Source organism: Nocardioides sp. GCM10023255, assembly GCF_042653125.1.
Lineage (GTDB): Bacteria > Actinomycetota > Actinomycetes > Propionibacteriales > Nocardioidaceae > Nocardioides.
Genome location: NZ_JBHSHU010000003.1, coordinates 195679 through 219754 on the forward strand (window position 1 = coordinate 195679; position 24076 = coordinate 219754).

25 protein-coding genes and 1 tRNA gene are annotated in these 24076 nt (G+C 71.2%); 3 read left to right on the forward strand and 23 right to left on the reverse strand.

What is annotated here, in order from left to right; genetic code table 11:
• Positions 1–3 precede the first annotated feature (3 nt).
• The 21 genes from ACFO9I_RS04710 to argS form a co-directional block, all read right to left on the reverse strand.
• Positions 4–915: a F0F1 ATP synthase subunit gamma gene (locus ACFO9I_RS04710; protein ID WP_379178312.1), complete on the reverse strand. Its 912-nt coding sequence runs from the start codon at positions 913–915 to the stop codon at positions 4–6.
• A 3-nt stretch (positions 916–918) separates the two neighbouring features.
• Entirely contained in the window at positions 919–2556 is a 1638-nt protein-coding gene (atpA, locus tag ACFO9I_RS04715; protein WP_379178314.1) for a F0F1 ATP synthase subunit alpha, read from the reverse strand.
• Between the two features lie 58 nt (positions 2557–2614).
• On the reverse strand, positions 2615–3445 hold the full coding sequence (locus ACFO9I_RS04720; protein ID WP_379178316.1) for a F0F1 ATP synthase subunit delta: 831 nt from the start codon (positions 3443–3445) through the stop codon (positions 2615–2617).
• Positions 3445–3978 (reverse strand): F0F1 ATP synthase subunit B, encoded by a 534-nt coding sequence (locus ACFO9I_RS04725; RefSeq protein ID WP_379178318.1) that lies wholly within the window; start codon positions 3976–3978, stop codon positions 3445–3447. The genes ACFO9I_RS04720 and ACFO9I_RS04725 overlap by 1 nt, the downstream gene beginning before the upstream one ends.
• 59 nt (positions 3979–4037) lie before the next feature.
• Positions 4038–4283, reverse strand: a complete 246-nt coding sequence (locus ACFO9I_RS04730) for a F0F1 ATP synthase subunit C (protein WP_379178320.1) — start codon at positions 4281–4283, stop codon at positions 4038–4040.
• Between the two features lie 78 nt (positions 4284–4361).
• Complete coding sequence (gene atpB, locus ACFO9I_RS04735; protein WP_379178322.1) at positions 4362–5150, reverse strand: F0F1 ATP synthase subunit A; 789 nt, start codon at positions 5148–5150, stop codon at positions 4362–4364.
• Positions 5147–5617, reverse strand: coding sequence for a hypothetical protein (locus ACFO9I_RS04740; protein WP_379178324.1), 471 nt, complete (start codon positions 5615–5617; stop codon positions 5147–5149). The genes atpB and ACFO9I_RS04740 overlap by 4 nt, the downstream gene beginning before the upstream one ends.
• Positions 5618–5626: 9 nt before the next feature.
• A complete protein-coding gene (locus tag ACFO9I_RS04745; RefSeq protein WP_379178326.1) occupies positions 5627–5845 on the reverse strand; it encodes an AtpZ/AtpI family protein in 219 nt (72 codons plus the stop codon).
• Between the two features lie 273 nt (positions 5846–6118).
• Positions 6119–7258: a glycosyltransferase family 4 protein gene (locus ACFO9I_RS04750; RefSeq protein ID WP_379178328.1), complete on the reverse strand. Its 1140-nt coding sequence runs from the start codon at positions 7256–7258 to the stop codon at positions 6119–6121.
• A 15-nt stretch (positions 7259–7273) separates the two neighbouring features.
• On the reverse strand, positions 7274–7948 hold the full coding sequence (locus tag ACFO9I_RS04755) for an L-threonylcarbamoyladenylate synthase (RefSeq protein ID WP_379178330.1): 675 nt from the start codon (positions 7946–7948) through the stop codon (positions 7274–7276).
• A gap of 5 nt (positions 7949–7953) precedes the next feature.
• Positions 7954–8799, reverse strand: coding sequence for a peptide chain release factor N(5)-glutamine methyltransferase (gene prmC / locus ACFO9I_RS04760; protein WP_379178332.1), 846 nt, complete (start codon positions 8797–8799; stop codon positions 7954–7956).
• Positions 8796–9869, reverse strand: a complete 1074-nt coding sequence (gene prfA / locus ACFO9I_RS04765; RefSeq protein ID WP_379178334.1) for a peptide chain release factor 1 — start codon at positions 9867–9869, stop codon at positions 8796–8798. The genes prmC and prfA overlap by 4 nt, the downstream gene beginning before the upstream one ends.
• Positions 9870–9940: 71 nt before the next feature.
• The gene (rpmE, locus tag ACFO9I_RS04770; protein WP_379178336.1) at positions 9941–10162 is read right to left on the reverse strand and encodes a 50S ribosomal protein L31; all 222 of its coding nucleotides are present in this window, start codon (positions 10160–10162) and stop codon (positions 9941–9943) included.
• Between the two features lie 112 nt (positions 10163–10274).
• Positions 10275–11816: a sensor histidine kinase gene (locus tag ACFO9I_RS04775; protein ID WP_379178338.1), complete on the reverse strand. Its 1542-nt coding sequence runs from the start codon at positions 11814–11816 to the stop codon at positions 10275–10277.
• A 10-nt stretch (positions 11817–11826) separates the two neighbouring features.
• Positions 11827–12198: a response regulator transcription factor gene (locus ACFO9I_RS04780; protein WP_379178340.1), complete on the reverse strand. Its 372-nt coding sequence runs from the start codon at positions 12196–12198 to the stop codon at positions 11827–11829.
• 113 nt (positions 12199–12311) lie between these two features.
• Positions 12312–14270 carry a transcription termination factor Rho gene (rho, locus tag ACFO9I_RS04785; protein WP_379178342.1) on the reverse strand — a complete coding sequence of 653 codons (1959 nt, stop codon included), beginning with the start codon at positions 14268–14270 and terminating at the stop codon, positions 12312–12314.
• 291 nt (positions 14271–14561) lie between these two features.
• Entirely contained in the window at positions 14562–15476 is a 915-nt protein-coding gene (gene thrB / locus ACFO9I_RS04790) for a homoserine kinase (protein ID WP_379178344.1), read from the reverse strand.
• 3 nt (positions 15477–15479) lie between these two features.
• Positions 15480–16580: a threonine synthase gene (gene thrC / locus ACFO9I_RS04795; protein WP_379178346.1), complete on the reverse strand. Its 1101-nt coding sequence runs from the start codon at positions 16578–16580 to the stop codon at positions 15480–15482.
• On the reverse strand, positions 16577–17884 hold the full coding sequence (locus tag ACFO9I_RS04800; RefSeq protein ID WP_379178348.1) for a homoserine dehydrogenase: 1308 nt from the start codon (positions 17882–17884) through the stop codon (positions 16577–16579). Before ACFO9I_RS04800 ends, thrC begins: the two co-directional genes overlap by 4 nt.
• 7 nt (positions 17885–17891) lie before the next feature.
• Positions 17892–19298, reverse strand: coding sequence for a diaminopimelate decarboxylase (gene lysA, locus ACFO9I_RS04805; RefSeq protein ID WP_379178350.1), 1407 nt, complete (start codon positions 19296–19298; stop codon positions 17892–17894).
• A 15-nt stretch (positions 19299–19313) separates the two neighbouring features.
• Entirely contained in the window at positions 19314–20993 is a 1680-nt protein-coding gene (gene argS, locus ACFO9I_RS04810; protein ID WP_379178352.1) for an arginine--tRNA ligase, read from the reverse strand.
• 125 nt (positions 20994–21118) lie between these two features.
• Between argS and ACFO9I_RS04815 the strand changes: the two genes are divergently transcribed.
• From ACFO9I_RS04815 to ACFO9I_RS04825, 3 genes are all read left to right on the forward strand, one after another.
• Positions 21119–21193 (forward strand) — tRNA-Arg (locus ACFO9I_RS04815).
• Positions 21194–21436: 243 nt separating this feature from the next.
• Positions 21437–21817: a cupin domain-containing protein gene (locus ACFO9I_RS04820; RefSeq protein WP_379178354.1), complete on the forward strand. Its 381-nt coding sequence runs from the start codon at positions 21437–21439 to the stop codon at positions 21815–21817.
• Positions 21818–21865: 48 nt separating this feature from the next.
• A complete protein-coding gene (locus ACFO9I_RS04825; protein WP_379178356.1) occupies positions 21866–22324 on the forward strand; it encodes a hypothetical protein in 459 nt (152 codons plus the stop codon).
• Between the two features lie 30 nt (positions 22325–22354).
• Here the strand turns inward: ACFO9I_RS04825 and ACFO9I_RS04830 are convergent, their stop codons facing one another.
• The gene (locus ACFO9I_RS04830) at positions 22355–23278 is read right to left on the reverse strand and encodes an LCP family protein (RefSeq protein ID WP_379178358.1); all 924 of its coding nucleotides are present in this window, start codon (positions 23276–23278) and stop codon (positions 22355–22357) included.
• Entirely contained in the window at positions 23275–23994 is a 720-nt protein-coding gene (locus tag ACFO9I_RS04835) for a hypothetical protein (protein ID WP_379178360.1), read from the reverse strand. Before ACFO9I_RS04835 ends, ACFO9I_RS04830 begins: the two co-directional genes overlap by 4 nt.
• Positions 23995–24076 lie beyond the last annotated feature (82 nt).

The window sequence follows — 24076 nt, forward strand, 5'->3', positions numbered from 1 at the left end:
TTCTCACTCACTCCCGGCTTGTGCGTCGGCCAGCGCGTTGACGCCACCGACGATCTCGCTGATTTCCTGGGTAATGCCGGCCTGGCGGGCCTGGTTGGCGATTCGGGTGTACTTCTTGATGAGCTCGTCGGCGTTGTCCGTGGCGGACTTCATCGCCTTCTGGCGGGCGGCCAGCTCGGAGGCGGCCGCCTGCAGCAGGGCGAAGAAGATCCGGCTCTGGACGTACTGCGGGAGCAGCCCGTCCAGCACGTGCTCGGCCGAGGGCTCGAACTCGTAGAGCGGCAGCACCTCGTCCGACGACGGCTTCTCCTCGCCCTCGACGACCTCGAGCGGCAGCAGCCGGACCGCGGTCGGCTCCTGGACCAGCATCGAGCGGAAGCGCGTGTAGACCACGTGCACCTCGTCGACGGCGTGCTCGCCCTCCTCCTCGAGGAACGCGCCGATCAGCGACGTGCCGATGTCGCGGGCGACGTCGTACGACGGCTGGTCGGAGAACCCGGTCCAGGACTGGACGACGGGACGCCCACGGAACCGGTAGTACGCCTCGGCCTTGCGGCCGCACAGGTAGGTGCTGATCTCCTTGCCCTCCTCGCGGAGCTTCTCCGCGAGGCGCTCGGCCTCCTTGAGCACGCTCGAGGAGTAGGCACCGGCCAGGCCCCGGTCGCTGGTCACGATGAGCACGGCGGCCCGCGTGGGGTTCTCCGGCTCCCGCGTCAGCGGGTGGTCGACGTTGGAGTACGTCGCCACCGCCGACACGGCACGCGTCAGCTCCCGGGCGTACGGCGCGGCCGACTGGGCCCGGTTCTGCGCCTTGATGATGCGGGACGCAGCGATGAGCTCCATGGCGCGCGTGATCTTCTTCATCGACTCCGTCGACTTGATCCGCGCACGGTACTCACGCACCGAAAGAGCCATGGGTCAGCCCCGCTTCTGCTTGACGATCTGCTCCTGGTCCTCGTCCTCCAGCGCCTCGGCCTCGGGCTCGTGGCCGACCTTGATCGAGCCACCCTCCGAGGTCTCGAACTGGTCGAGGAAGGAGTCGTAGGCACCCTCGAGCGCCTGCGCGGTGTCGTCCTCGAACTTCAGCGTCTCGCGGATGGAGGACAGGATGCCCTCGTGCGAGCGACGCAGGTAGTCGAGGAACTCGTGCTCGAAGCGCAGCACGTCGTCGGCCGGCACCTTGTCGAGGCGGCCGGTCGTGCCGGTCCACAGCGAGACGGTCATCTCCTCGAGCGGGTACGGCGAGTAGGCCGGCTGCTTGAGCAGCGCCATCAGGCGCTGGCCGCGGTCGAGCTGCTGGCGCGAGGCGGCGTCGAGGTCGGACGCGAACATCGCGAAGGCCTCCATCGCGCGGAACTGCGCGAGATCCACCTTGAGCGAGCCGGTGACGGCCTTCATCGCCTTGGTCATCGCCGAGCCACCCACGCGGGACACCGAGACACCGACGTCGATCGCGGGCCGCTGGTTGGCCGCGAACAGGTCCGACTGCAGGAAGATCTGGCCGTCGGTGATCGAGATGACGTTGGTCGGGATGTAGGCCGACACGTCGTTGGCCTTGGTCTCGATGATCGGCAGGCCGGTCATCGAGCCCGCGCCCATCTCGTCGGAGAGCTTCGCGCAGCGCTCGAGCAGGCGGCTGTGCAGGTAGAACACGTCACCCGGGTAGGCCTCACGACCCGGCGGGCGGCGCAGCAGCAGCGACACGGCGCGGTAGGCCTCGGCCTGCTTGGTCAGGTCGTCGAACACGATCAGGACGTGCTTGCCGTCGTACATCCACTGCTGGCCGATGGCCGAGCCGGTGTAGGGGGCGAGGTACTTGAAGCCCGCGCTGTCCGAGGCCGGGGCGGCCACGATCGTGGTGTACTCCAGCGCGCCGGCCTCCTCGAGGGCGCCACGCACCGAGGCGATGGTCGAGCCCTTCTGACCGATCGCGACGTAGATGCAGCGGACCTGCTTGGTCGGGTCGCCCGACTCCCAGTTCTGCTTCTGGTTGATGATCGTGTCGATCGCGATCGTGGTCTTGCCGGTCGCGCGGTCACCGATGATCAGCTGACGCTGGCCACGGCCGATCGGGGTCATCGAGTCGATCGCCTTGATGCCGGTGGCGAGGGGCTCGTGCACCGACTTGCGCTGCATGACCGTGGGCGCCTGGAGCTCGAGCGCACGACGTCCGGCGGACTCGATGTCACCGAGGCCGTCGATCGGAGTGCCGAGCGGGTCGACGACGCGGCCCAGGAAGTTGTCACCGACGGGGACCGAGAGGATCTCGCCGGTACGGCGCACCGTCTGGCCCTCCTCGATCTTGTCGAAGTCACCGAGGATGACCACACCGATCTCGCGAGTGTCGAGGTTCAGGGCGATGCCCAGGGTGCCGTCCTCGAACTCCAGCAGCTCGTTGGCCATGGCCGAGGGCAGACCGGTCACGCGGGCGATGCCGTCACCGGCCTCGGCGACGGTGCCGACCTCTTCCCGGCTGGCGGCCTCGGGCCGGTAGTCGGCGACGTACTTCTGCAGCGCGTCGCGGATCTCCTCCGGACGGATCGTGAGCTCCGTCATTGTCGTCCCTACTCTCTTGTCTCTTCGAAAAACTCGGTGTGTGGGTGGCGGTTGCCGGTCAGCCGACCAGACGCCGGCGGGCGTCGTCGAGGCGACTGGAGATGGTGCCGTCGATGACCTGGTCACCGATCTCGACGCGGATGCCGCCGAGCACGGAGGGGTCGACCACGACGTTGAGGTGCACGGGCCGGTCGTACTGCCCGGCCAGGGCCCCCGCGAGCCGCTGCTGCTCGGCGTCGCTGAGCGGCGTGGCCACCCGGACGAGCGCGACCAGGCGGTTGCGGCTCTCCGCCGCCACCTTGGAGTACTCCTCGACCGCACGCGCCACGGTGAGGTGGACGCCGCTGACGGCACGCTCGGCGAGCCGCAGCGCACCGCTGCTCACCTTGCCCTCGAGCAGCGAGCGGACCAGGCCCCGCTTGTCGGACACCGAGCGAGCCGGGTCCGAGAGCGCGTCGCGCAGGCTGGGGTTGTCGGCGACGAGCCGGCCGAAGCCGAACAGCTCGTCCTCGAGCCGGTCACCCTCGCCCGACGCGTCGGCCGACTTCACCAGCGCCACGACACCGAGCCGCTCGAAGGCCGTGGCCAGGTCCAGGCTGCTCGCCCAGCGCATGCCTGCGGCCTGACCGATGATCTCGGTGGCGGCCTTGTCGAGGTGCGCGCCGAAGACGCCGGTGGCCAGCGCCGACTTGGCCTCGGCCTGGGTCGACGGATCGGTCACCGCGCGGCGGAGTGCCGGCTGGTCGCGCAGCACGTCCGCCGCGGCGAACAGGCTCTCCCCCACGGCCGCGCCGTCGGCGCCACCGTCGAGGGTCGAGCCCAGCGCCTCGGTGAGCCGCGCGAGCGACTCTCCCGACGAGCCCTGGAGCACCGCGGAGGAACCAGCCATCAGTTGGCCCCGCTCTTGGTGTCCAGGTCGGCGAGGAAGCGGTCGACCACGCGGCTCTGGCGAGCCTCGTCGTCCAGGGCCTCCCCGACGATGCGTCCGGCGAGCGTGGTGGCCAGCGTGCCCACCTCGTTGCGCAGCGACGCGACGGCGGCCTTGCGGTCCGCCTCGATCTGGGTGTGGGCGTGCTCGACGATCCGCTGGGCCTCGGCCTGCGCCTGCTCCCGCATCTCGGCGATGATCGCCGCACCCTGCTCACGTGCTTCCTCGCGGATGCGAGCGGCCTCGTGACGGGCGTCCGCGATCTGCGACCGGAACTCCTCCTCGGCCTCGTGGGCCTCGGTCTTCGCCTGGTCGAGGTCGGCGAACTGCTGGCGGATCGCCTCCTGGCGGGCCGTCATCGCCTTGTTGATCGGCGGGATGACGAACTTGGCCAGGATCCAGACCAGGATCGCGAACGCGAACAGCTCGACGAAGAACGTGCCGTTCGGCACGAGGAAGTTGCTCTCCTTCGCGACGATCGCTTCGGTTGCCATCGATTGGTTCCTTTGCTCTGGGGCTGTGCTTCGAGTGGTGCCCTAAGGCCCGGGTGGGATCAGGCGAGGACGAAGACGAACAGCGCCATGAACGCGAGGTTGATGAAGAACATCGCCTCGACCAGACCGACGGTCAGGAAGAAGATCGTCTGGAGGCGACCCTGCGCCTCGGGCTGACGGGCGACGCCCTGGATGTAGGACGAACCGGCCAGACCGTCGCCGATGCCGGCGCCGATGGCGCCGCCGGCCAGGGCAAGGCCACCACCGACGAACGCGCCGGCGGTCTGGACTGCGGTGTCACTCACTGCCATTGATATGCCTCTCTTGGTGTACGCCGACATCCGGCGCAGCTGGGTTACCTCTGGTGCGCCCGACCGTGACGGTCAGTGCGCGAGCTCGGGGGTTTCGTGGGACTCGGACTCGTGGTCGTCCTCGTGGTCGTGACCGGCGCCGGCCATGCCGAAGTAGAGCACGGTCAGCAGCGCGAAGATGAACGCCTGGATACCGCCGATGAACATGTCGAACAGCTTCCAGACCAGGTTCGGCGCCCACATCGCGTAGAAGGGGATCAGGCCGATCAGCGCCAGCATGATGCCACCGGCGAAGATGTTGCCGAAGAGTCGCAGCGCGAGCGTGATCGGCTTGGTCAGCTCCTCGAGGATGTTCAGCGGGAGCAGCACCGGGAAGGGCTCGAGGAAGTGCTTGAAGTAGCCCTTCACACCCTTCTCCTTGATGCCGTAGATCCACACGCCGACCATCGCCATGATCGCCATCGCGTAGGTCAGGTTGGTGTCCGCGGTCGGGGCCGGGAGCAGGTGCACGTCGTGGTTGATCTCGGTCGGCAGCAGCTCGAGCCAGTTCGCGAACAGGATGAAGAAGAAGAGCGCGACCGCGAGCGGCACCACGAACGGGTTCAGGCGGCCGAGGTTGGCCTCGACCTGGGTGTTGACCTCGCCGACCACGGACTCCCACAGGATCTGGATCTTGGTGGGGACGTGGCTCGGGTTCTTCTTCGTCAGCGCCGAGCGGGCGATGAAGCCCAGGATCAGGACCAGGGCCCCGGCGACCAGCGTCGAGATGATCGTGTCGATGTTGAACGTGATGCCGTTCCACTCGACGGTCTTGTGCTCGCCGATCGTGATGTCGGCAGAGAGGGGCAGCAGGCCGGTCACGGCTTCTTCAACTCCTTCAGCAGCGGGATCGTGGTCATCACCAGGGCGATGAGCCGGAAGATGGCCAGGCCGAGCAACAGCCCGATGCCGTCAGGCCAGAAAGCGACGGCGATCCCGACCGCGACCACGGTCAGGACGAGGAGCCGGACGAAGGTGGCCGCCGCGAGCTTGCCGCGGGTGACCTCCTCGCCCGACCGGATGGTCTTGAGCAGCCACATCTCGGTGGCCAGGTGGTTGACCAGCCCGAGGAGCACGCCGGTGGAGATGCAGCCGGCGAGGGTCCACCGGTCGAGCTGGCCGGCGATCCAGTACGACGCGACGCACAGGACCACGGCGACGCCGATGGTCTTGCGCTGGTCGCGCAGCACCTGCAGCAGCACGGGGCCGCCCGCAGGAGTGGTGGTCTCGGAAGTCGTCATCGCCTTGCTCACGTCGAGGTCGGGGTTCGTGGTCAGCTGGTCGCTCATCGGGCGAGGTCACCCCCGCAGCGCGGCACGGACCCGGAGCCAGAAGCCGACGCAGCCTGCGACGACACCGATGCCGATCCCCACGAGCGTGAACGTCGGGGACGTGCCGGCAGCGTTGTCGGCGAGGAGACCGAGGACCATGCCGGCGACGACGGCGCCTGCGAGGAGTCCCCCGAGGCCTGCGAGGTCGCGGCCCCGCAGGTTGTTGTCGGAGTTCTCATCGACCATCCACCCAAGTCGCTTTCATCGGCAGGCTTGTAGACGTCGACGCGGAGGGCGCTCGAACGGGCCCACCCAGGTACGTCTGACGACGGCGTGAAACTACCACAGCGGGACCGGCCGACGAACCCGGGGACCGGGGTGGTCCCGGTCGTCCCCCGGGTGGTCCCGGAGGGGGTGCTGTGAAGCGCGGTCGTCATGGTCGGCGGCCGTTCTGTCAGGGGTCTGCTGGGCGCTTGTGAAAACTAGCACAAAGTCCGGACGCGGCAGCAACCGGGGTCCTCACCCCTCCTCCGGGACCGCCTCCACGGGCCGGTGCACCCGCGGCACCACGAAGGTGAGGGTGACCGTCACCAGCGCCATCGCGGCCAGCGAGATCCACATCCAGCGGCCGGTGTAGAGGCTGGCGAGCACGGTCCCGAACGCGACCAGGCCGGCCCACAGCCACATGATCAGGACCGCACGACGCTGCGAGTGGCCGATCTCCAGCAGCCGGTGGTGGAGGTGCTGCTTGTCGGGGGCGAAGGGCGACCGGCCGGCCCGGGTGCGGCGTACGACCGCGAGCACGAGGTCGAGCAGCGGGATGACCATGATCGAGATCGGCAGCAGCACCGGCAGCAGGGTGGGCAGCAGGCTGGCCCGGGACCCGGAGGCGCCCTGGGTGATCTGGCTGCCGGAGAACTGGCCGGTCAGGGTGATCGCGCTGGCCGAGAGCACCAGGCCGATCAGCATCGACCCGCTGTCGCCCATGAACAGCCGGGCCGGGTTGAAGTTGTGCACCAGGAAGCCGGCACAGGCCCCGGCCAGCGCCGAGCTGAGCAGCGCCCCGGTGGTTGCCAGCGAGACGTTGTTGATGTTCGCCAGCTGGTAGCAGTAGGCCCAGAACGCCAGCGCCCCGATGCCGACGATCCCCGCGGCGAGCCCGTCGAGCCCGTCGACGAAGTTCACCGCGTTGACCGTCGCCACCACGATGAAGCCGGTCAGCAGCGCGCCCTGCGACGCGTCCAGCGCGAACTGGGTGCCGTCGGGCATCGGGAGGAAGACGTACTGGATCCCGAACACGATCAGGAACCCGGCCGCCAGGACCTGACCGCCGAGCTTGGTGAGCGCGTCGAGCTCGAAGAGGTCGTCCAGCACCCCCACCGCGCAGATCAGCGCACCCGCGATCAGCACGATGCCGGCGTCGCGGAAGACGAACGGGCCGCTGGTGGAGAGGAACGGCAGCTGCTGCGCGACGACGTACGCCGCCACCAGCCCGCCGAGCATCGCCAGCCCGCCGAGGTACGGGATCGGCTCGTCGTGGACGTCCCGGTCCCGCACCTGGGCCACCGCACCCGTGCGCAGCGCGATCTCGCGAGCCACGACGGTGAGCAGGTAGGTCACCGTGGCGGCGACCAGGAAGACGAGGACGTACTCACGCACGGGACACCATGCCCGTCAGCCCTCGTCCACCAGCGGGGTGCCCAGGGGCTCGAGGACCTCGTTGAGCCGGTCGAGGGAGAGCGCGCCGCGGCGCAGCACGCGGCCGCGGGGGCCGGTCACGTCGACGATGGTGGAGGCCTCGCCACCGGGCGACTGCGCCTGACCGACGGGGCCGGCGTCGACGATCACGGCCACCTCGGAGCCGAGCATCTGCTCGGCCTGGTCGGCGTCGGTGGCCGCGGGCATGCCGGTCTTGTTGGCGGAGCTGACCGCCAGCGGGCCGGTGCGCTCGAGGATCTCGCGGGCGACCTCGTGGTCGGGCATCCGCACCGCGACGGTCCCCCGGGTGTCGCCGAGGTCCCACCGCAGCGAGGACTGCTGGTGGCACACCAGCGTCAGCGGGCCGGGCCAGAACGCCTCGACCAGCGCGCGGGCGTACGCCGGGATGCTGACCGCGAGCGCGTCCAGCGTGGTCGCGGCGCTGACCAGGACCGGCGGCGGCATCTCGCGGCCACGGCCCTTGGCGGCGAGGAGGCCGCGCACGGCGACGGGGTCGAACGCGTCGGCGCCGATGCCGTAGACCGTGTCGGTCGGCAGCACCACCAGCTCGCCGCGTTGGACCGCCAGGCTGGCGGCCGCGACGGCGGCCTCGCGTTCGTCCTCGGTGCTGGTCGGGTAGCGCTGGCTCACGGAGGTCATCGTGCCAGTCGCGCGGTCACGAAGCGCGGGCGACCTGCCAGGTCGAGGTGGTCGCGGACCTCGGTCCAGCGGCCGGTCCCGGCGAAGACCGCGGGCGCGGACTCGCCCTGCACGTCTGCGTGCTCGAAGCCGACCACTCCCCCGGGCCGGAGCAGGAGCGCGGCGCGGCCCTCCAGCACCCGGATCGCGTCGAGCCCGTCGGCACCGGAGAAGAGCGCCAGGTGCGGGTCGTGGTCGCGCGCCTCGGGCGCGACCGACTCCCAGGCGTCCAGCGGGATGTACGGCGGGTTGCAGGTCACCACGTCGACGGTGCCGGCGAGGTCGTCGAAGGCGGAGGCCATGTCGCCCTGCCGCAGGTCGACGCCGGTGCCCTCGAGGTTGCGCGCTGCCCACGCGTGCGCCGGCTCGTCCAGCTCGACCGCGTGCACCCGGGCGCCGGGCACCTCGTCGGCGAGGGCCTTGGCGACCGCTCCCGAGCCCGTGCACAGGTCGACGAGGACGGGCTGCTCCCGCAGGCACGCCTGCTCGACGGCCCAGCCGGCCAGCAGCTCGGTCTCCGGGCGCGGGACGAACACCCCGGGGCCGACCAGGAGCTCGACGTGCCGGAAGTGGGCGACGCCGGTCAGGTGCTGGAGCGGCTCGCGGGCGGCCCGGCGCGCCACCAGCGCGGCGTACCTCCCCAGCACCCCCGGCGGCACGTCGTCGACGAGCACCAGCCGGGACCGCTCCGTGCCCAGCACGTGGGCCAGCAGCTCGGAAGCGTCGTGCTCGGGACTGGCCACCCCGGCCGCGGCCAGCGTGCGCACCGCGTCGGCGAGCACGGCCCGGCGCGGGCTGCTCACTTCTCGAGCGCCTCGAGCCGGGCGGCCAGGTCGGCCTGGACACAGGAGTCGAGGACCGGCTGGAGGTCGCCGTCGAGCACCTGGTCGAGGTTGTAGGACTTGTAGCCGGTGCGGTGGTCGGAGATGCGGTTCTCCGGGTAGTTGTAGGTGCGGATCCGCTCCGAGCGGTCCACGGTGCGGACCTGGCTGCGGCGAGCGTCGCTCGCCTCGGCGTCAGCCGCCTCCTGGGCGGCCGCGAGCAGCCGGGCCCGCAGGATGCGCATGGCCTGCTCGCGGTTCTGCAGCTGGCTCTTCTCGTTCTGGCAGCTGACCACGATGCCGGTCGGCACGTGGGTGATGCGCACGGCGGAGTCGGTGGTGTTGACGCTCTGCCCACCCGGACCGCTGGACCGGAAGACGTCGATGCGCAGGTCGTTCTCGTCGATCGAGACGTCGACCTGCTCGGCCTCGGGCAGCACCAGCACGCCGGCCGCGCTCGTGTGCACCCGGCCCTGCGACTCGGTGACCGGCACCCGCTGCACGCGGTGCACGCCGCCCTCGAACTTGAGCAGGGCGTACGGCGCCTCCCCCGGCTCGGGAGTGCCCTTCGCCTTCACCGCGACGGTGACGGACTTGTAGCCGCCCAGGTCGGACTCGGTGGCGTCGAGGATCTCGACCTTCCAGCCGCGGGTCTCGGCGTAGCGGGAGTACATGCGCAGCAGGTCCCCGGCGAAGAGCGCGGACTCCTCGCCGCCCTCCCCCGACTTCACCTCGAGGATCGCATCCTTGTCGTCGGCCGGGTCACGCGGCACCAGCAGGTGCCGCAGCCGCTCCTCGGCGGTCGCCAGCTCCCCGGTCAGCGACCCGACCTCGTCGGCGAAGGTCGGATCCTCGGCGGCGAGCTCGCGGGCCGCCTCGAGGTCGTCGCCGAGCTGCCGCCAGTGGCGCCAGGCCCCGATCACCGAGGAGAGCTGGGCGTAGCGCTGGTTGAGCCGCTTTGCCAGCCGGGCGTCGGCATGCGTCTCCGGCGCAGCGAGCTGGCGCTCCAGCTCGGCGTGCTCGGTGACGAGCCCCTCGACGGCCTCGAACATGCGGACTCCCTCCACGACAAATGACGAGCGCCGGTCCCCACGACCAGGTGGGGACCGGCGCTCGGAGGCGACTACTTCTTGTTGGCAGCAGCCTTGGCGTAGCGGGCCTCGAAGCGGGCCACGCGGCCGCCGGTGTCGAGGATCTTCTGCTTGCCGGTGTAGAACGGGTGGCACTGCGAGCAGACGTCGGCGTGGATCGTGCCGGAGGTCGCGGTGCTGCGGGTGGTGAACGACGCGCCGCAGGTGCAGGTCACCTGGGTCTCGACGTACTCCGGGTGGATGTCCTTCTTCATGGTGTCCTCTCTCAGGCTGCCGGGTCGCCTCCGCCTTCTGCGGACAGCGTGAACCGGAACCAGCAGGCAATTGTGCCACCTGTGACAACACAGCGGTAATCCGAGGCATTCCTCAGCTCTCGGTCGTCGACAGCCGCTCCTGCGGGACGTCCGGCAGGTGCTCGGCGAGGCGCAGACGCAGCACCACCGTGGTCCCCCGGCCCTCCTGGGAGTCGATGACGACCTCGCCGCCGTGCTTCTCCACGATCGTCTGCACGATCCGGATCCCCAGGCCGGTGCCGGCGATCTCGTTGACGACCGCGTTGGAGGCCCGGAAGAAGCGGCTGCCGAGCCGGTCCAGCTCGGCGGCCGGGATGCCGATGCCCCGGTCCGACACCCGGACCTCGACGAGGTCGCTGGAGTCCGCGACCTCGATGTCGACGACGCCGCCCTCGCGGCTGAACTTCACGGCGTTGGCGAAGACGTTGAGGAAGGCCCGGTGCAGCATCACCCGGTCGCCGAGCACCACCTGCGGCCGCTCCGGCACCTCGACCCGGACCTTCACACCACGACGCGCGGCGGTGATGCGGACGTCGGTGACCGCGTCCCTGACCACCGCGACCACGTCGACGCACTCCATCTCCGGTGGCCGGGCCTCGGCCCGCGACAGGGTGAGCAGGTCGTCGATCAGCTGCTTGAGCCGGCTGACGTTGCGACGCGTGGCGTCGAGCATCCGCTCGTGCCGCGGGTCCAGCCGGTCCTCGAACTCCTCGGCCACCATCTCGAGGTAGCCGCTGATGGTCGTCAGCGGCGTGCGCAGCTCGTGGGACACGTTCGACACGAAGTCGTCCCTCGCGGTGTCGAGGGTGCGCAGCTCGTCCTGGATCCGGTTCTCGACCTCCCGGGCCCGCGACTGGGCGTCGGCGAGGTCGTTGAGCGCGACCGCCACCGCCCGGACCTCCTTGGGCCCGTCGACCGGTGCGCGCACGTCCGGCTCGTTGCGAGCCATCCGCTGCACGGCTGCCTCGAGGGCGAGCAGCGGGGTCGAGAGCTCGTGGAGCAGCCGGCGCCGGCTGCGCGCGATCACGGACCAGGCCGCCAGGGCGAGCAGGACGATCGCCAGCACGGTGCCCTGGAGGCGGTACGACGCGTCGGTGCCGGCCTCGCTGATGCGCCGGTCGAAGGCCGCGGCGGTGTCCTCGCGCGCCGAGTCCGCCCGCGCGAACAGCTCCAGGCCGCGGCGGAACCGGGCCGGCTGGTAGGTCCCGGGACCCCCGGGTGCGCGCAGCCGCGGCTCGGCGTACTGCGTGATCCACGCCCGGCCGGCCCGCTCCTGCTCCGCGACCAGCCGCGCGAGCTCCTCGTCCCCCTCGGCGAACGCGCGGACCTCCCGCTCGTGCCCGGGCAGCGGGGCCGCCGCGGTGCGGTAGTCGGCCACGGCCGAGCGCTGGCCGCTGCGCGACCAGGCCGAGACCGCCGCCTGCATCTGGTTCAGGTCGAGCTGGGCGGCCTGGTTGGCCGCGGCTGCCGGCTGGAGCTCGTCGGTCAGGTGGTCGACCGAGCGGGTCGACAGCACCACGCCGGCGAGCGCGATCAGGGCCATCAGCCCGACCACCACGCCCACCCGGACGATGACAGGCGTCACCAGCCGTGCGACCGGCCGTTCCGCGCTCATCGAGGCCCGGTCAGCCGGCGCGGGTCAGCAGGGCCTCCACCCGGGAGGCGAGCTCGCGGGGGCTGAACGGCTTGGTGATGTAGTCGTCGGCACCGGAGTCGAACCCGGTCTCGACGTCGGACTCCTGGGCCCGGGCCGTCAGCAGGATGACCGGGATGTCGGCGAGCGAGGGGTCGGCCCGGATCACCCGGATCGCGTCGAGCCCGGACACGCCGGGCATCATCACGTCGAGCACGGCGAGGTCGGGCCGCGAGGCCTGGCACGCGTCGATCGCGGCGGCACCGTCGGCGACGACCACGACGTCGTGCCCGAGCGTCGAGAGCTTGAACTCGACCAGCTCGCGGATGTCGACATCGTCGTCGGCGACCAGGATCCGTGCCACGACTTCCCCTTCCGTCCTGTGTGCGTGCAGCCTAGCGGTGGAACGCCCCCGACGAGCCGGAAGCCGGCACGCTCTGCGTCGAGCGGGCCGGCCTCCGGATCAGGGAGCTGACGTCAGTCGCCCTGTCCGCCCGGGGTGGGCGTCGTCTTCTGCACCTGCATCAGGAACTCGATGTTGCTGTGCGACTTCTTGAGGCGCTCGAGCAGCAGCTCGAGGGCCTGCTGCCCGTCGAGGCCGGAGAGCACGCGACGCAGCTTCCAGACGACGGCGAGCTCCTCCTTGCTCATCAGGAGCTCCTCGCGACGGGTGCCGGACTGGACGGCGTCGATCGCCGGGAAGAGGCGCTTGTCCGCGAAGTCGCGGCGCAGGCGGATCTCCATGTTGCCGGTGCCCTTGAACTCCTCGAAGATCACCTCGTCCATCTTCGAGCCGCTCTCGATCAGGGCGGTCGCGAGGATCGTGAGCGAGCCGCCGTTCTCGATGTTGCGGGCCGCGCCGAAGAAGCGCTTGGGCGGGTAGAGCGCCGCGGAGTCCACGCCGCCGGAGAGGATCCGACCGCTGGCCGGGGCCGCGAGGTTGTAGGCCCGGCCGAGCCGGGTGATGCCGTCGAGCAGCACGACCACGTCGTGGCCGAGCTCGACGAGTCGCTTGGCCCGCTCGATCGCCAGCTCGGCGACCATCGTGTGGTCGCTGGCCGGCCGGTCGAAGGTGGACGAGATGACCTCGCCCTTGACCGAGCGCTCGAAGTCGGTGACCTCCTCGGGGCGCTCGTCGACGAGGACGACCATCAGGTGGCACTCGGGGTTGTTGGTGGTGATCGAGTTCGCGATCGACTGCATGATCATCGTCTTGCCGGCCTTGGCGGGCGAGACGATCAGGCCGCGCTGGCCCTTGCCGATCGGGGCGGCGATGTCGATGACGCGACCGATCAGGTTGCCCTGCTCGGTCTCGAGGCGGAGCCGCTCCGAGGGGTAGAGCGGGGTCAGCTTGGAGAACTCGACGCGGTGCTTGGCCGCCTCGGGGTCCGCACCGTTGACGCTCTGGATGCGCACCATCGGGTTGAACTTCTCCTTGCGCTCTCCCTCACGGGGCTGGCGCACCTCGCCGATGATGGCGTCACCGCGGCGCAGGCCGTACTTGCGGACCATCGACAGCGAGACGTAGACGTCGTCGGTGCCGGGCAGGTAGCCGCTGGTGCGCACGAACGCGTAGTTGTCCAGCACGTCGAGGATGCCGGCGGCCGGGACCAGCACGTCGTCCTCGAGGATCGTGGTGTCGGGCTCGTTGCGCTGACCGCCACCGGTGCCCGTGGTGGGGCGACCGCCGCGCTCGCGGTCCCGGTCGCGGTCGCGTCCCCGCCTGCGGCGGTTGCGGCGGCTGCCCTCGCCGGCCTGGTCGTCCCGGTTCTGCTCGCCACGGTTCTGCTCGCCGCGGTTCTGCTCGCCGCGGTTCTGCTCGCCACGGTTCTGCTCGCCACGGTTCTGCTCGCCGCGGTTCTGCTCACCACGGCTCTGCTCACCACGGCTCTGCTCACCACGGCTCTGCTCACCACGGCTCTGCTCACCACGGCTCTGCTCACCACGGCTCTGCTCACCACGGTTCTGGCTGCGGTCGCGCCCCTGCTCGGCGCGGCCCTTGTCGCGGGCCTGCTGGTCGCGGTTGTCCTCGCGGCCCTTGTCCTCGTGCTGCTGCGCGGACTGCTTGTCCTCGCGCTGCTTGTCATCGCGCTGCTTCTCGTCGCGCGGCTTCTCCTCGCGCTGCTGCGCGGGCTGCCGGTCCTCGGCCGCCGGGGTCTCACCCGAGCCGTCCGCGGTCTTCGCGGACGCCCGCCGGGCCGGGCGGTCGGCGCCGGCGTCGCGCGGCTGGCTGCGCTGGGGCGCCGCGCCCTGGGCGGCCTTGATCGCCTCGATGAGCTGGGCCTTCTTCATGGTGCCCGCGCCGGGGATCCCCATGCCCCCGGCCATCGCCTTGAGGTCGGCGATCAGCATCGAGTTGAGCCCACCACCGCGCTTCTTGGGAGCGCCGGCAGATGCCTCGGGCGCAGCGGGGGTGGAGTCGATGGTTTCCGTCACGTGAGGTCCTTCCCACGTATCAGTGCCGAGCCGGCCCGCAGGCCGGTGGCTGCTGGTCATTGCTTCCTCCCCGCCAGTGCGAAGCCGATGAGGGCTACTGGCGGCGTGCCGGACGAGGCCCGCACAGAAAGAGGAAGGAGTTTGCGCCCAGTGACGACCGATGCCATCACTGCAAGGTGCTGCGCCGAGATGTCTGACGCGCCTTCAGGGTACCACCCGCGCAGACAAATGTGGCATCGAGCACGTTCTGCGTGGCGCGGTCCCGCGGACCGCGTCGCGCCGGCTCGCTGCTCAGTCCAGGCGGACGCCGTCGCGGTCGACGGCGAGGTGATGGGCCGCCCAGCCCTCGGGCGCCCGCGCGAGCAGCCGGTCCGGCTGCGCCGCGCCCGGGTCGGGTCCGTCGGCGAACGCGAGCACGGTGGGCCCCGCACCCGAGACCACCGCCGGCACCCGGTCCGCGCGCAGCGCGTCGACCAGCGCCAGCGACCCGGGCATGGCACGGCGGCGGTACTCCTGGTGGAGGTAGTCGCGGGTGGCGCGGAACAGCTGCTCCGGCTGACCCGCGAGGGCGGCGACGAGCAGCGCCGTACGACCCGCGTCCGCCGCCGCGTCGGCGTGCGGCACCTCGGCCGGGAGCAGCCCGCGGGCCACCTCGGTCGAGACCGGGGTCGGTGGCACGAACACCACCACCCCCACCCGCGGGTCGACGGCCGAGCCCACGGCGTAGAAGCCGTCGTCGTCACGACCCGAGATCGCGAACCCGCCGTAGAACGCGGGCGCGACGTTGTCGGGGTGGCCCTCGATCCGGGCCGCGAGGTCGAACAGGGCGTCGTCGCCCATCAGCAGCGCACCGCCCGCCACCAGCCCGCGCGCCAGGCTGACCCCCGCGACGATCGCCGCCGAGGAGGAGCCCAGGCCGCGGGCGTGCGGGATGACGTTGCGGCAGGTCAGCCGCAGGCCGGGCGGCTCGGCGCCCATCTCGGCGAACGCCGCCCGCATCGCGTGGACCACGAGGTGCGACTCGTCGCGCGGGACGTCGTCCGCCCCGGCGCCCTCCACCCGGATCTCGAGCCCGCCGACGGTCACCTCGGCCTCGAGCTCGTCTCGCAGGTCGAGGGCGATACCGAGGGAGTCGAAGCCGGGACCGAGGTTCGCGGAAGTCGCGGGGACGGTGACGCGGACCGCGTCACGGACGAAGGTGGCCATGCCTCAGGCGAGCCCGGCGGCGCGTGCCGCGGCGGTGACGTCGGCATCGACCACCGTGTCGACGATGCTGCGCCCGGCGCCGGCGAACCCCTCGAGGGCGGTGGCGGTGTCCTTCAGGCCGTGCCCGGTCACGGTCACGACGACCGATGCGCCGGCGTAGGACTCCCCCGCCGCCAGCTCCTGGAGCAGTCCGGCGATGCCGGCGGCCGAGGCCGGCTCGACGAAGACCCCGTCGTGGGAGGCCAGGTCGCGCTGGGCGGCGAGGATCTGGTCATCGCTGACCGCCGCGAAGCGGCCGCCCGACTCGTCCCGCGCGGCCTCCGCGAGCTTCCAGGAGGCGGGGTTGCCGATCCGGATCGCGGTCGCCCTGGTCTCCGGGTCGGGGAACGGCTCGCCGGTCACCAGCGGCGCCGCGCCCTCGGCCTGGAAGCCCCGCATCACGGGGCGCCGGGTGGCCAGGCCGAGGTCGGCGTACTGCGTGTAGCCCAGCCAGTACGCCGAGATGTTGCCGGCGTTGCCGACCGGGAGCAGGTGGAAGTCGGGGGCGTCGCCCAGGAAGTCGACGATCTCGAAGGCCGCGGTCTTCTGCCCCTCGAGGCGGACCGGGTTGACCGAGTTGACCAGGGCCACGGGGTAGTCCCAGGACAGCCCCTTGGCCATCGCCAGGCAGTCGTCGAAGTTGCCGCGCACCATGATCACCTGCGCGCCGTGCACGATCGCCTGCGCCATCTTGCCGGCCGCGATCTTGCCCTCCGGCACCAGCACCAGCGGCTTGAGGCCGGCCTTGGCGGCGTAGGCGGCCATGGAGGCCGAGGTGTTGCCGGTCGAGGCGCAGACCACGGCCTCTGCGCCGTCGTGCTTCGCCACCGAGATCGCGGCGGTCATGCCGCGGTCCTTGAACGAGCCGGTGGGGTTGTCGCCCTCCACCTTGAGCCACACCTCGGCCCCGGTGAGGCCCGAGAGCCACTCGGAGTGCACCAGCGGGGTGCCGCCCTCGCGCAGCGTCACCGCGTGCGTGCCCTCGGGGATCTCCAGCAGGTGGCGGTACTCCTCGATCACGCCGCGCCACTGGTGGGTGCGGGTGACGGCCCGGGTCCCGGTCATTCGTGGTCCCCCTCGACGCGCATCACCGAGGTGACCTCGCGCACGATGTCCATGGAGCGGAGGTGCTGCACCGTGGCGCTGAGCTGGGCGTCGGTGGCCTCGTGCGAGACGACGACCAGCTCGGCGTCCAGGCCACGGCCCTCCTGGCGGACCGTGGAGATGGAGACACCGTTGTCGGCGAAGGCCGTCGCGACCGCGGCCAGGACGCCCGCGCGGTCGTCCACGTCGATGGCGACGTGGTAGCGGGTGCGGGTCTCTCCCATCGGCAGCACGGCCCGGTCGGCGTACGCCGACTCGCCGGCGCCGCGGGTGCCGGCGAGGCGGTTGCGGGCCACGGTCACCAGGTCGCCGAGGACCGCCGAGGCGGTGGGCGAGCCGCCGGCTCCGGGCCCGTAGAACATCAGCTGCCCGGCGGCCTCGGACTCGACGAAGACCGCGTTGTAGGCCTCGCGCACCGAGGCGAGCGGGTGGCTGCGGGGGATCATCGCGGGGTGCACGCGTACGGCGACGGCGTCGTCGCCGCCCGGGTTCGGCATCAGCTCGCAGATGGCGAGCAGCTTGACGACGCTGCCCATCTCGCGGGCCGACTGGACGTCGGCCGCGGTCACCTCGGAGATGCCCTCCCGGTGGACGTCGTTGGCGGTCACCCGCGAGTGGAAGGCCAGGGACGCCAGGATCGCCGCCTTCGCGGCGGCGTCGAACCCCTCGACGTCGGCGGTCGGGTCGGCCTCGGCGTACCCGAGGTCCTGGGCCTCCTCGAGGGCCTCGGCGAAGCCGGCCCCGGAGGTGTCCATCTTGTCGAGGATGAAGTTGGTGGTGCCGTTGACGATGCCGAGCACCCGGGTGACCCGGTCGCCGGCGAGCGACTCCCGCAGCGGACGCAGGATCGGGATCGCACCAGCGACGGCGGCCTCGTAGTAGAGGTCGCGGCCGGCCTTCTCGGCCGCCTCGAACAGCGTCGGGCCGTCCTCGGCGAGCAGCGCCTTGTTGGCCGTGACGACCGAGGCACCGTTCTCCAGCGCCGAGAGGATCAGCGAGCGGGCCGGCTCGATGCCGCCGATCACCTCGATCACCAGGTCGACGTCGTCGCGGGCCACCAGGCCCGCCGCGTCGGTCGTCAGGAGCCCCTCGGGCACGTCCACGTCGCGCGGCGCGTCGAGGCGGCGCACGGCCACCCCGACCAGCTCGACGGGTGCGCCGATGCGCGCGGCCAGGTCGTCGGCCTGCTCGTCGAGCAGCCGCACCACCTGCGAGCCGACCGACCCGCAGCCGAGCACCGCGACCTTCAACGCCCGGGTCCTCATTGCTGGGCTATCCACTGATCGCTCCCACGTCCGTTGCCAACAGGTCGTCCACAGTCTCCCGGCGAACGACGACGTGCGCCGCACCGTCCCGCACCGCGACCACCGGCGGCCGCAGCGCGTGGTTGTAGTTGGAGGCCATCGAGCGACAGTAGGCGCCCGTGCCGGGCACGGCCACCAGGTCGCCGGGAGCCAGGTCGGAGGGCAGGAACTCGTCCTTCACCACGATGTCACCGGCCTCGCAGTGCATGCCCACGACCCGCGACAGCACCGGCGCCGCGTCGGAGGCACGCGAGGCGAGCGTGCACGAGTAGTCGGCGTCGTACAGCGCGGTGCGGATGTTGTCGCTCATCCCGCCGTCGACGCTGACGTAGGTCCGGCAGGCCCCGCCGTCGAGTGCCACGTCCTTGACCGTGCCGACCTCGTAGACGGTGCACATCGACGGGCCGACGATCGCGCGGCCCGGCTCGATCGACAGCCGCGGCTGCGGGATCGACAGCGCCCGGCACTCGTGCTCGACGATCTTGGTCATCTCGGTGGCCAGCTGCGAGGGGTCGGACGGGTCGTCCTGGGTGGTGTAGGCGATGCCGAACCCACCGCCGAGGTCCATCTCGGGGAGCGTCACGCCGAGCTCCTCGGAGATGCGGGCCTGCAGGGCCAGCACCCGTCGGGCGGCGACCTCGAACCCGGAGGAGTCGAAGATCTGGGACCCGATGTGGGAGTGCAGGCCGAGCAGCTCGAGACCCGCCGCGTCCTGCACGCGGCGTACGGCGTCGAAGGCGTCGCCGGAGGTGATCGAGAAGCCGAACTTCTGGTCCTCGTGGGCGGTGGCGATGTACTCGTGCGTGTGCGCCTCGACACCCGCGGTCACCCGGATCATCACCCGGGCGGCAGCCCCGAGCTCCGCGACGACCGCGGCCAGCCGCTCGATCTCCACGAACGAGTCGACGATGATGCGCCCGACCCCGAGACCGACGGCCCGGCGCAGCTCGGCGACGGACTTGTTGTTGCCGTGGAAGCCGACGCGGGACATGTCGAACCCCGCCCGCTCGGCGACGGTCAGCTCACCACCCGAGCAGACGTCGAGGCAGAGCCCCTCCTCGGCGATCCAACGTGCGGTCGTCGTGCACAGGAACGCCTTGCCGGCGTAGAAGACGTCGTAGTCCGCGAAGGCGTCCCGGAAGGCCCGGGCCCGGGCCCGGAAGTCGGCCTCGTCGAGGACGTACGCCGGGGAGCCGTGCTCGGCCACCAGGGCCGTGAGCGGCACCCCCCCGACCTCGAGGACCCCGTCGACCTTGCGCGCGGTCGTCGACCACAGGTGCTGGACGAGCTGGTTCGGGTCGGCCGGCTGGCGCAGCCAGGACGGGCGGAGCGCGCCGTCGGCGTGCGCCCAGCCTGCTTCATGGGCGTGGGGCATGGACTACTCCACCTTCTACATGCGCTCGGGCGCCGAGACGCCGAGCAGCCTGAGGCCGTTGGCCAGCACCGTCTTCGTGGCCGCGACGAGCAGGAGGCGGGCGCGGTGCAGGTCGCCGACCTCCTCGTCACCCATCGGCAGCACCCGGCAGTTGTCGTAGAACCGGTGGTAGGCCGCCGCGGTGTCCTCGAGGTAGCGCGCCACCCGGTGCGGCTCGCGCAGCTGGGCCGCGCTCGCGACGACGCGCGGGAACTCGGCGAGGGCGCGCAGCAGCTCGCCCTCCTTCTCGTGCGAGAGCTGCGCGGGGTCGAAGCCGCGCACCATCTCCTCGGCCGATCCGGTCGGGATCCCCAGGTCGGCGGCGTTGCGCAGGATCGAGGAGACCCGGGCGTGGGCGTACTGCACGTAGTAGACCGGGTTGTCGTTCGACGCCTTGGCCCACAGGTCCAGGTCGATGTCGATGTTGGAGTCCGTCGAGTAGCGCGCCAGGGCGTAGCGGCTGGCGTCGACCCCGATCGCCTCGACCAGGTCGTCGATGGTCACCACGGTCCCGGCCCGCTTGGACATCCGCAGCGGCTGCCCGTCGCGGAGCAGGTTGACCATCTGGCCGATGAGGATCTCGAGGTTCTCGTGCGGGGTGTCCCCGAAGGCCGAGCACATCGCCATCATCCGGCCCACGTAGCCGTGGTGGTCGGCCCCGAGCATGATGAAGCAGCGGTCGAAACCGCGCTCCCGCTTGTCGAGGTAGTAGGCGAGGTCGCCGGACAGGTAGGCACCCTGCCCGTCGGACTTGATGATGACGCGGTCCTTGTCGTCGCCGTACCGCTCGGTGGCGAGCCACAGCGCGCCGTCCTTCTCATACGTGCTGCCGAGCTCGGTGAGCCGGTCGACCGCGCGCTGGACCGCGCCGCTGCGGTGCAGGTTGTCCTCGTGGAAGTAGACGTCGAAGTCCACGCCGAAGTCGTGGAGGCTCTTCTTGATCTCGGCGAACATCAGCTCGACGCCCTCGGCCCGGAAGACCTCCTGGGCAGCGTCGTCCTCGAGGTCCAACACGTCGGGACGCAGCCGGACGACGTCGGCGGCGATGTCCTCGATGTACTGCCCGCCGTAGCCGTCCTCGGGGACGGGCTTGCCCTGCGCGTTGGCCAGCAGCGACCGGCTGAACCGGTCGATCTGGCCGCCGTGGTCGTTGAAGTAGTACTCGCGGGTGACCTCGGCCCCGGCCATGGTCAGGACCCGGCCCAGGGCGTCGCCCACCGCGGCCCAGCGGACACCACCGAGGTGCAGCGGGCCGGTCGGGTTCGCCGACACGAACTCGAGGTTGATCTTCTCCCCGGCGAAGGCGTCGGAGGAGCCGTACGACGCCCCGGCCGCGACGATGTCCGCGGCCACCGCGCCCTGCGCACCCGCGTCGACGGTGATGTTGAGGAAGCCCGGCCCGGCGATCTCGACCGCCGCGACACCATCGGCCTTCTCGAGCCGCGCCTGCACCAGCTCGGCGAACGCGCGCGGGTTCGTGCCGGCCTTCTTGGCCAGCTGGAGCGCCACGTTGGTCGCGTAGTCGCCGTGCCCCTTCTGCCGGGGCCGCTCCACCGTCACCGTCGTGGGAATCCCGTCGGGCAGGGCGATCGCACCCTCGCTGGAGAGGGTCGTCAGGACGTCGACGATGGTGGCGGAGAGCTGCTCGGGAGTCACCGGGTCAGCCTAGTGGCGCCACGCGCGCCGCCCTGAACCGATCTCCCGCCTCGATACCCGGGCCGGATCGGGGAGGCGGTTTCGTGCTCTCCTCTCCCCCGCTGTATGGTCATCCCGCACCTTGAGCCCCCGTAGCTCAGGGGATAGAGCACCGCCCTCCGGAGGCGGGAGCGAAGGTTCGAATCCTTCCGGGGGCGCCACACTTCTCGAGTTGGGCCCGATTCAGTCATGAGTCGGGCCCTTTTCGGTCTTCTGCGCCGCATCCGGCCCCGCTCGACCCCGAACGCGGATCGACCCATTCCCCGGGACGTCGTCGCACGTCCACCCGTATAGACAACTCTGTTGTCCATGTGTCACCAGCGCTAACCTCGTCAACAGACAACCTTGTTGTCTTAAGGAGCAGGTCACCACCACTGGAACAGCACTCGAGAAGGAGCAGCACCATGTCCCTGCACGTCTCCCCCGACACGGCCCGGAAGGTCAGCACACCGGCCGCGACCATGGTCACCCTGGCCAGCCCCACCACCGCCCCGGCACTCGACCTCGCGGTCTGGCGCACCGAGCTCCCCGCCGGCAGCGTCGGACCGCACCACACCATCGACGTCGACCAGTTCCTGGTCGTGCTCAGCGGGGCGGTGCGCGCCGAGATCGACGCAACGTCCTACGACGTCCGGCCCGGGGAGGGTCTCAAGCTGCCGGCCGGGACGGTCCGGGTGCTCTCGGCGGGTGGCACCGAACCAGCCGTGACCCTGACGGTCGGTCACCCGGACGCGTTCGCCACCGTCGGCGGTGGCGACCCGGTCCCCGTCCCGTGGACCGCCTGACCCGTGTCGTCCCTGCGCACCCCAGCGCCCGGCGCTACGGTCGGACAGGTGCACGAGATCCCCCTGGTCCGACTGTTGTCCATGGCCGTGACCGTGGCCCTGGACGAGCTGCACCACGAGCTCAACGCGAACGGTCATCCCACGCTGCGTCCCGTCCACGGCTACGCCTTGAACGCGGTGCTCAACGGTCACAACACGGCCAGCGCCATGGCGCCGTTCCTCGCCATGACCAAGCAGGGAGCAGCGCGTGTCATCCAGCACCTGCTCGACGAGGGGTACGTCGTCCTCGCCGACGACGGCGCGGGCACCGATGCCCGCAGCAAGCCGCTCGAGCTCACCCGCCGCGGCGAGGAGGCCATCGCGCTGGCGGTCCGGGTCCAGGACCGCATCGAGGCCGACTGGGTCGACGTCGCAGGTCAGCGGCGGATGACGGAGGCACGACAGGCGCTCGAGAGGGTCGTCCGTCACGGCCGCGACCAGCTCCCCGCCGTACGACTCGGCTGGTGAGGGCCTGACTCAGCTCGGTGTCGCGACGGGTCAGCAGTGCTCGAGCGTCGCGTCCCTGCGCGCCTCGTTGCCCAGCCTCCGCCCCTGCGAGGTGTAGGGCAGCACCACGCTCGCCCCACCGATGTTGCCGATCCCGCCCTGGATGACGCAGGTGGTGATCTTGCCGGGCTCGACCTGCGCCATCGCCTGCGCCAGCCGGAACAGCTCCGTCGGGCGGAGGTCGGTGTGCATGTGCTGCATCACCGAGACGACTCCGCGCTCCATGAAGCCCGGCACCGAGGCGCGTGCCCGCACCCGGGCCTGGATGCCGCGCAGGACGCGCTGCTGGTTGGCCGAGCGGTCGAAGTCGCCGGCGGGCAGGTTGTGCCGGATCCGCGCGAACGCCATGGCGTCGTACCCGCCGAGGTGGATGCGGCCGGCCCGGAACCCCCTCGGCTTGAGGTAGGTGTCGCTGAAGGCGCGCGGGTTCTGCACGTCGATGCCGCCGATGCTGCGCACCATGGCGATGAAGTAGGGGAATCGCGTCACGAAGACGTAGTCGGGCTGGATGCCGACCAGGTTGCCGACCGTCTGCCCGAGCAGCTGCGGCCCGCCGAAGTAGAGCGAGGCGTTGATCTTCTCGTAGCCGTGCCCGGGGATGTTCACCCACGAGTCGCGGGGCACGCCGATCGAGGCGGCCGCGCCGGTCCGGGTGTTCATGCCGATCAGCTGCAGCGCGTCGCCACGCGTGCGGGTCATGTCCTGGCCCGGACGGGCGTCGGAGCCCACGGCGAGGATCCACACCACGTCGGGGCTGACGTCGGTGCCGGAGCCCTGCCTCACCTTCACCAGGGTCACCTCGGTGGACTTCACCGCCGAGTCCGGGACGACCAGCGCGGCCACGGCCAGGACCAGCCCCAGGACGAGCAGGTGCAGGGCCCTGGTGGCGCGCGAGCGGGTGCGGGCGGCGTTCATCGACCGCCTCCCTTCTGGTGGTCCTTGCCGGAGTGCTCGTGGTGCTTGCCCGCGCCGTGCTTCGACGGCTTCCCCTTCGACGGTCTCTCCTTCGGCTCGAGCTCGTCGGGGGTCCCCTTCGCGACGTCGTAGCCGAACACCTTCCAGCCGCTCGGCCCGGGCACCAGGAACAACCGGCCCCGGACGACCACCGAGCGCTCCTTCTCCCCCGTCGTGGTGAAGGCCAGCCGGAAGCGCGCGGTCGCGGCGGCTGCCCGCCCGCGGGCGGGCAGCAGGTCGACCCACACCAGCCGCCGGTGGGCCGTCACCCCGTCGATCTCGCGGCCGAGCGGCCGGTTGGTCATCAGGTCACGGTCGCGGACGGCGTCCGCGCGGGCGCCGGCGGTGAAGGCCGGGTAGGCGTCGCTGAAGTCGTGCCGTGGGTACCTGCCCCCGACGTACGCCGCGTCGAACCAGTGGTCGACGACGTCCCCGACCGCGTGGACGGCGCGTTTGCGCGCCCGCGGCGGCAGGTGCCCCGGCACCCGGCCGACCGCCACCTTCGTCCTCACCTCGGGAGCCGGCCGGCCCGACTCCGAAGCCGTGGGGGACGCTGCCGGCGCTGCGCCGTCCCCGTCGTCGTCACCGCTGCAACCGGTGGCCGCGAGTGCCACCACCAGCAGCGGGGAGAGGAGCAGGGAGAGCGGCCTCGCGGCCCGTCGCCTGGGGGTGTTCATGGTCGGCCAATCTCTCACGTCGTGTGGATCACGTGACACCCTGCCCGAAAGGCCACCCTTGCCTGAGCATTTGCTGGCGTGT

What these genes read in the sequence shown, in the direction of transcription:
- ACFO9I_RS04740 (WP_379178324.1), bottom strand. Translation starts at nt 5,617, where the DNA reads ATGAGCGACCAGCTGACCACGAACCCCGACCTCGACGTGAGCAAGGCG.
- ACFO9I_RS04830 (WP_379178358.1), bottom strand. Translation starts at nt 23,278, where the DNA reads ATGAACGCCGCCCGCACCCGCTCGCGCGCCACCAGGGCCCTGCACCTG.
- lysA (WP_379178350.1), bottom strand. Translation starts at nt 19,298, where the DNA reads ATGCCCCACGCCCATGAAGCAGGCTGGGCGCACGCCGACGGCGCGCTC.
- atpA (WP_379178314.1), bottom strand. Translation starts at nt 2,556, where the DNA reads ATGACGGAGCTCACGATCCGTCCGGAGGAGATCCGCGACGCGCTGCAG.
- ACFO9I_RS04710 (WP_379178312.1), bottom strand. Translation starts at nt 915, where the DNA reads ATGGCTCTTTCGGTGCGTGAGTACCGTGCGCGGATCAAGTCGACGGAG.
- ACFO9I_RS04720 (WP_379178316.1), bottom strand. Translation starts at nt 3,445, where the DNA reads ATGGCTGGTTCCTCCGCGGTGCTCCAGGGCTCGTCGGGAGAGTCGCTC.
- ACFO9I_RS04835 (WP_379178360.1), bottom strand. Translation starts at nt 23,994, where the DNA reads ATGAACACCCCCAGGCGACGGGCCGCGAGGCCGCTCTCCCTGCTCCTC.
- ACFO9I_RS04745 (WP_379178326.1), bottom strand. Translation starts at nt 5,845, where the DNA reads ATGGTCGATGAGAACTCCGACAACAACCTGCGGGGCCGCGACCTCGCA.
- ACFO9I_RS04725 (WP_379178318.1), bottom strand. Translation starts at nt 3,978, where the DNA reads ATGGCAACCGAAGCGATCGTCGCGAAGGAGAGCAACTTCCTCGTGCCG.
- thrC (WP_379178346.1), bottom strand. Translation starts at nt 16,580, where the DNA reads ATGACCGGGACCCGGGCCGTCACCCGCACCCACCAGTGGCGCGGCGTG.
- thrB (WP_379178344.1), bottom strand. Translation starts at nt 15,476, where the DNA reads ATGGCCACCTTCGTCCGTGACGCGGTCCGCGTCACCGTCCCCGCGACT.
- ACFO9I_RS04820 (WP_379178354.1), top strand. Translation starts at nt 21,437, where the DNA reads ATGTCCCTGCACGTCTCCCCCGACACGGCCCGGAAGGTCAGCACACCG.
- ACFO9I_RS04775 (WP_379178338.1), bottom strand. Translation starts at nt 11,816, where the DNA reads ATGAGCGCGGAACGGCCGGTCGCACGGCTGGTGACGCCTGTCATCGTC.
- ACFO9I_RS04800 (WP_379178348.1), bottom strand. Translation starts at nt 17,884, where the DNA reads ATGAGGACCCGGGCGTTGAAGGTCGCGGTGCTCGGCTGCGGGTCGGTC.
- prfA (WP_379178334.1), bottom strand. Translation starts at nt 9,869, where the DNA reads ATGTTCGAGGCCGTCGAGGGGCTCGTCACCGAGCACGCCGAGCTGGAG.
- rpmE (WP_379178336.1), bottom strand. Translation starts at nt 10,162, where the DNA reads ATGAAGAAGGACATCCACCCGGAGTACGTCGAGACCCAGGTGACCTGC.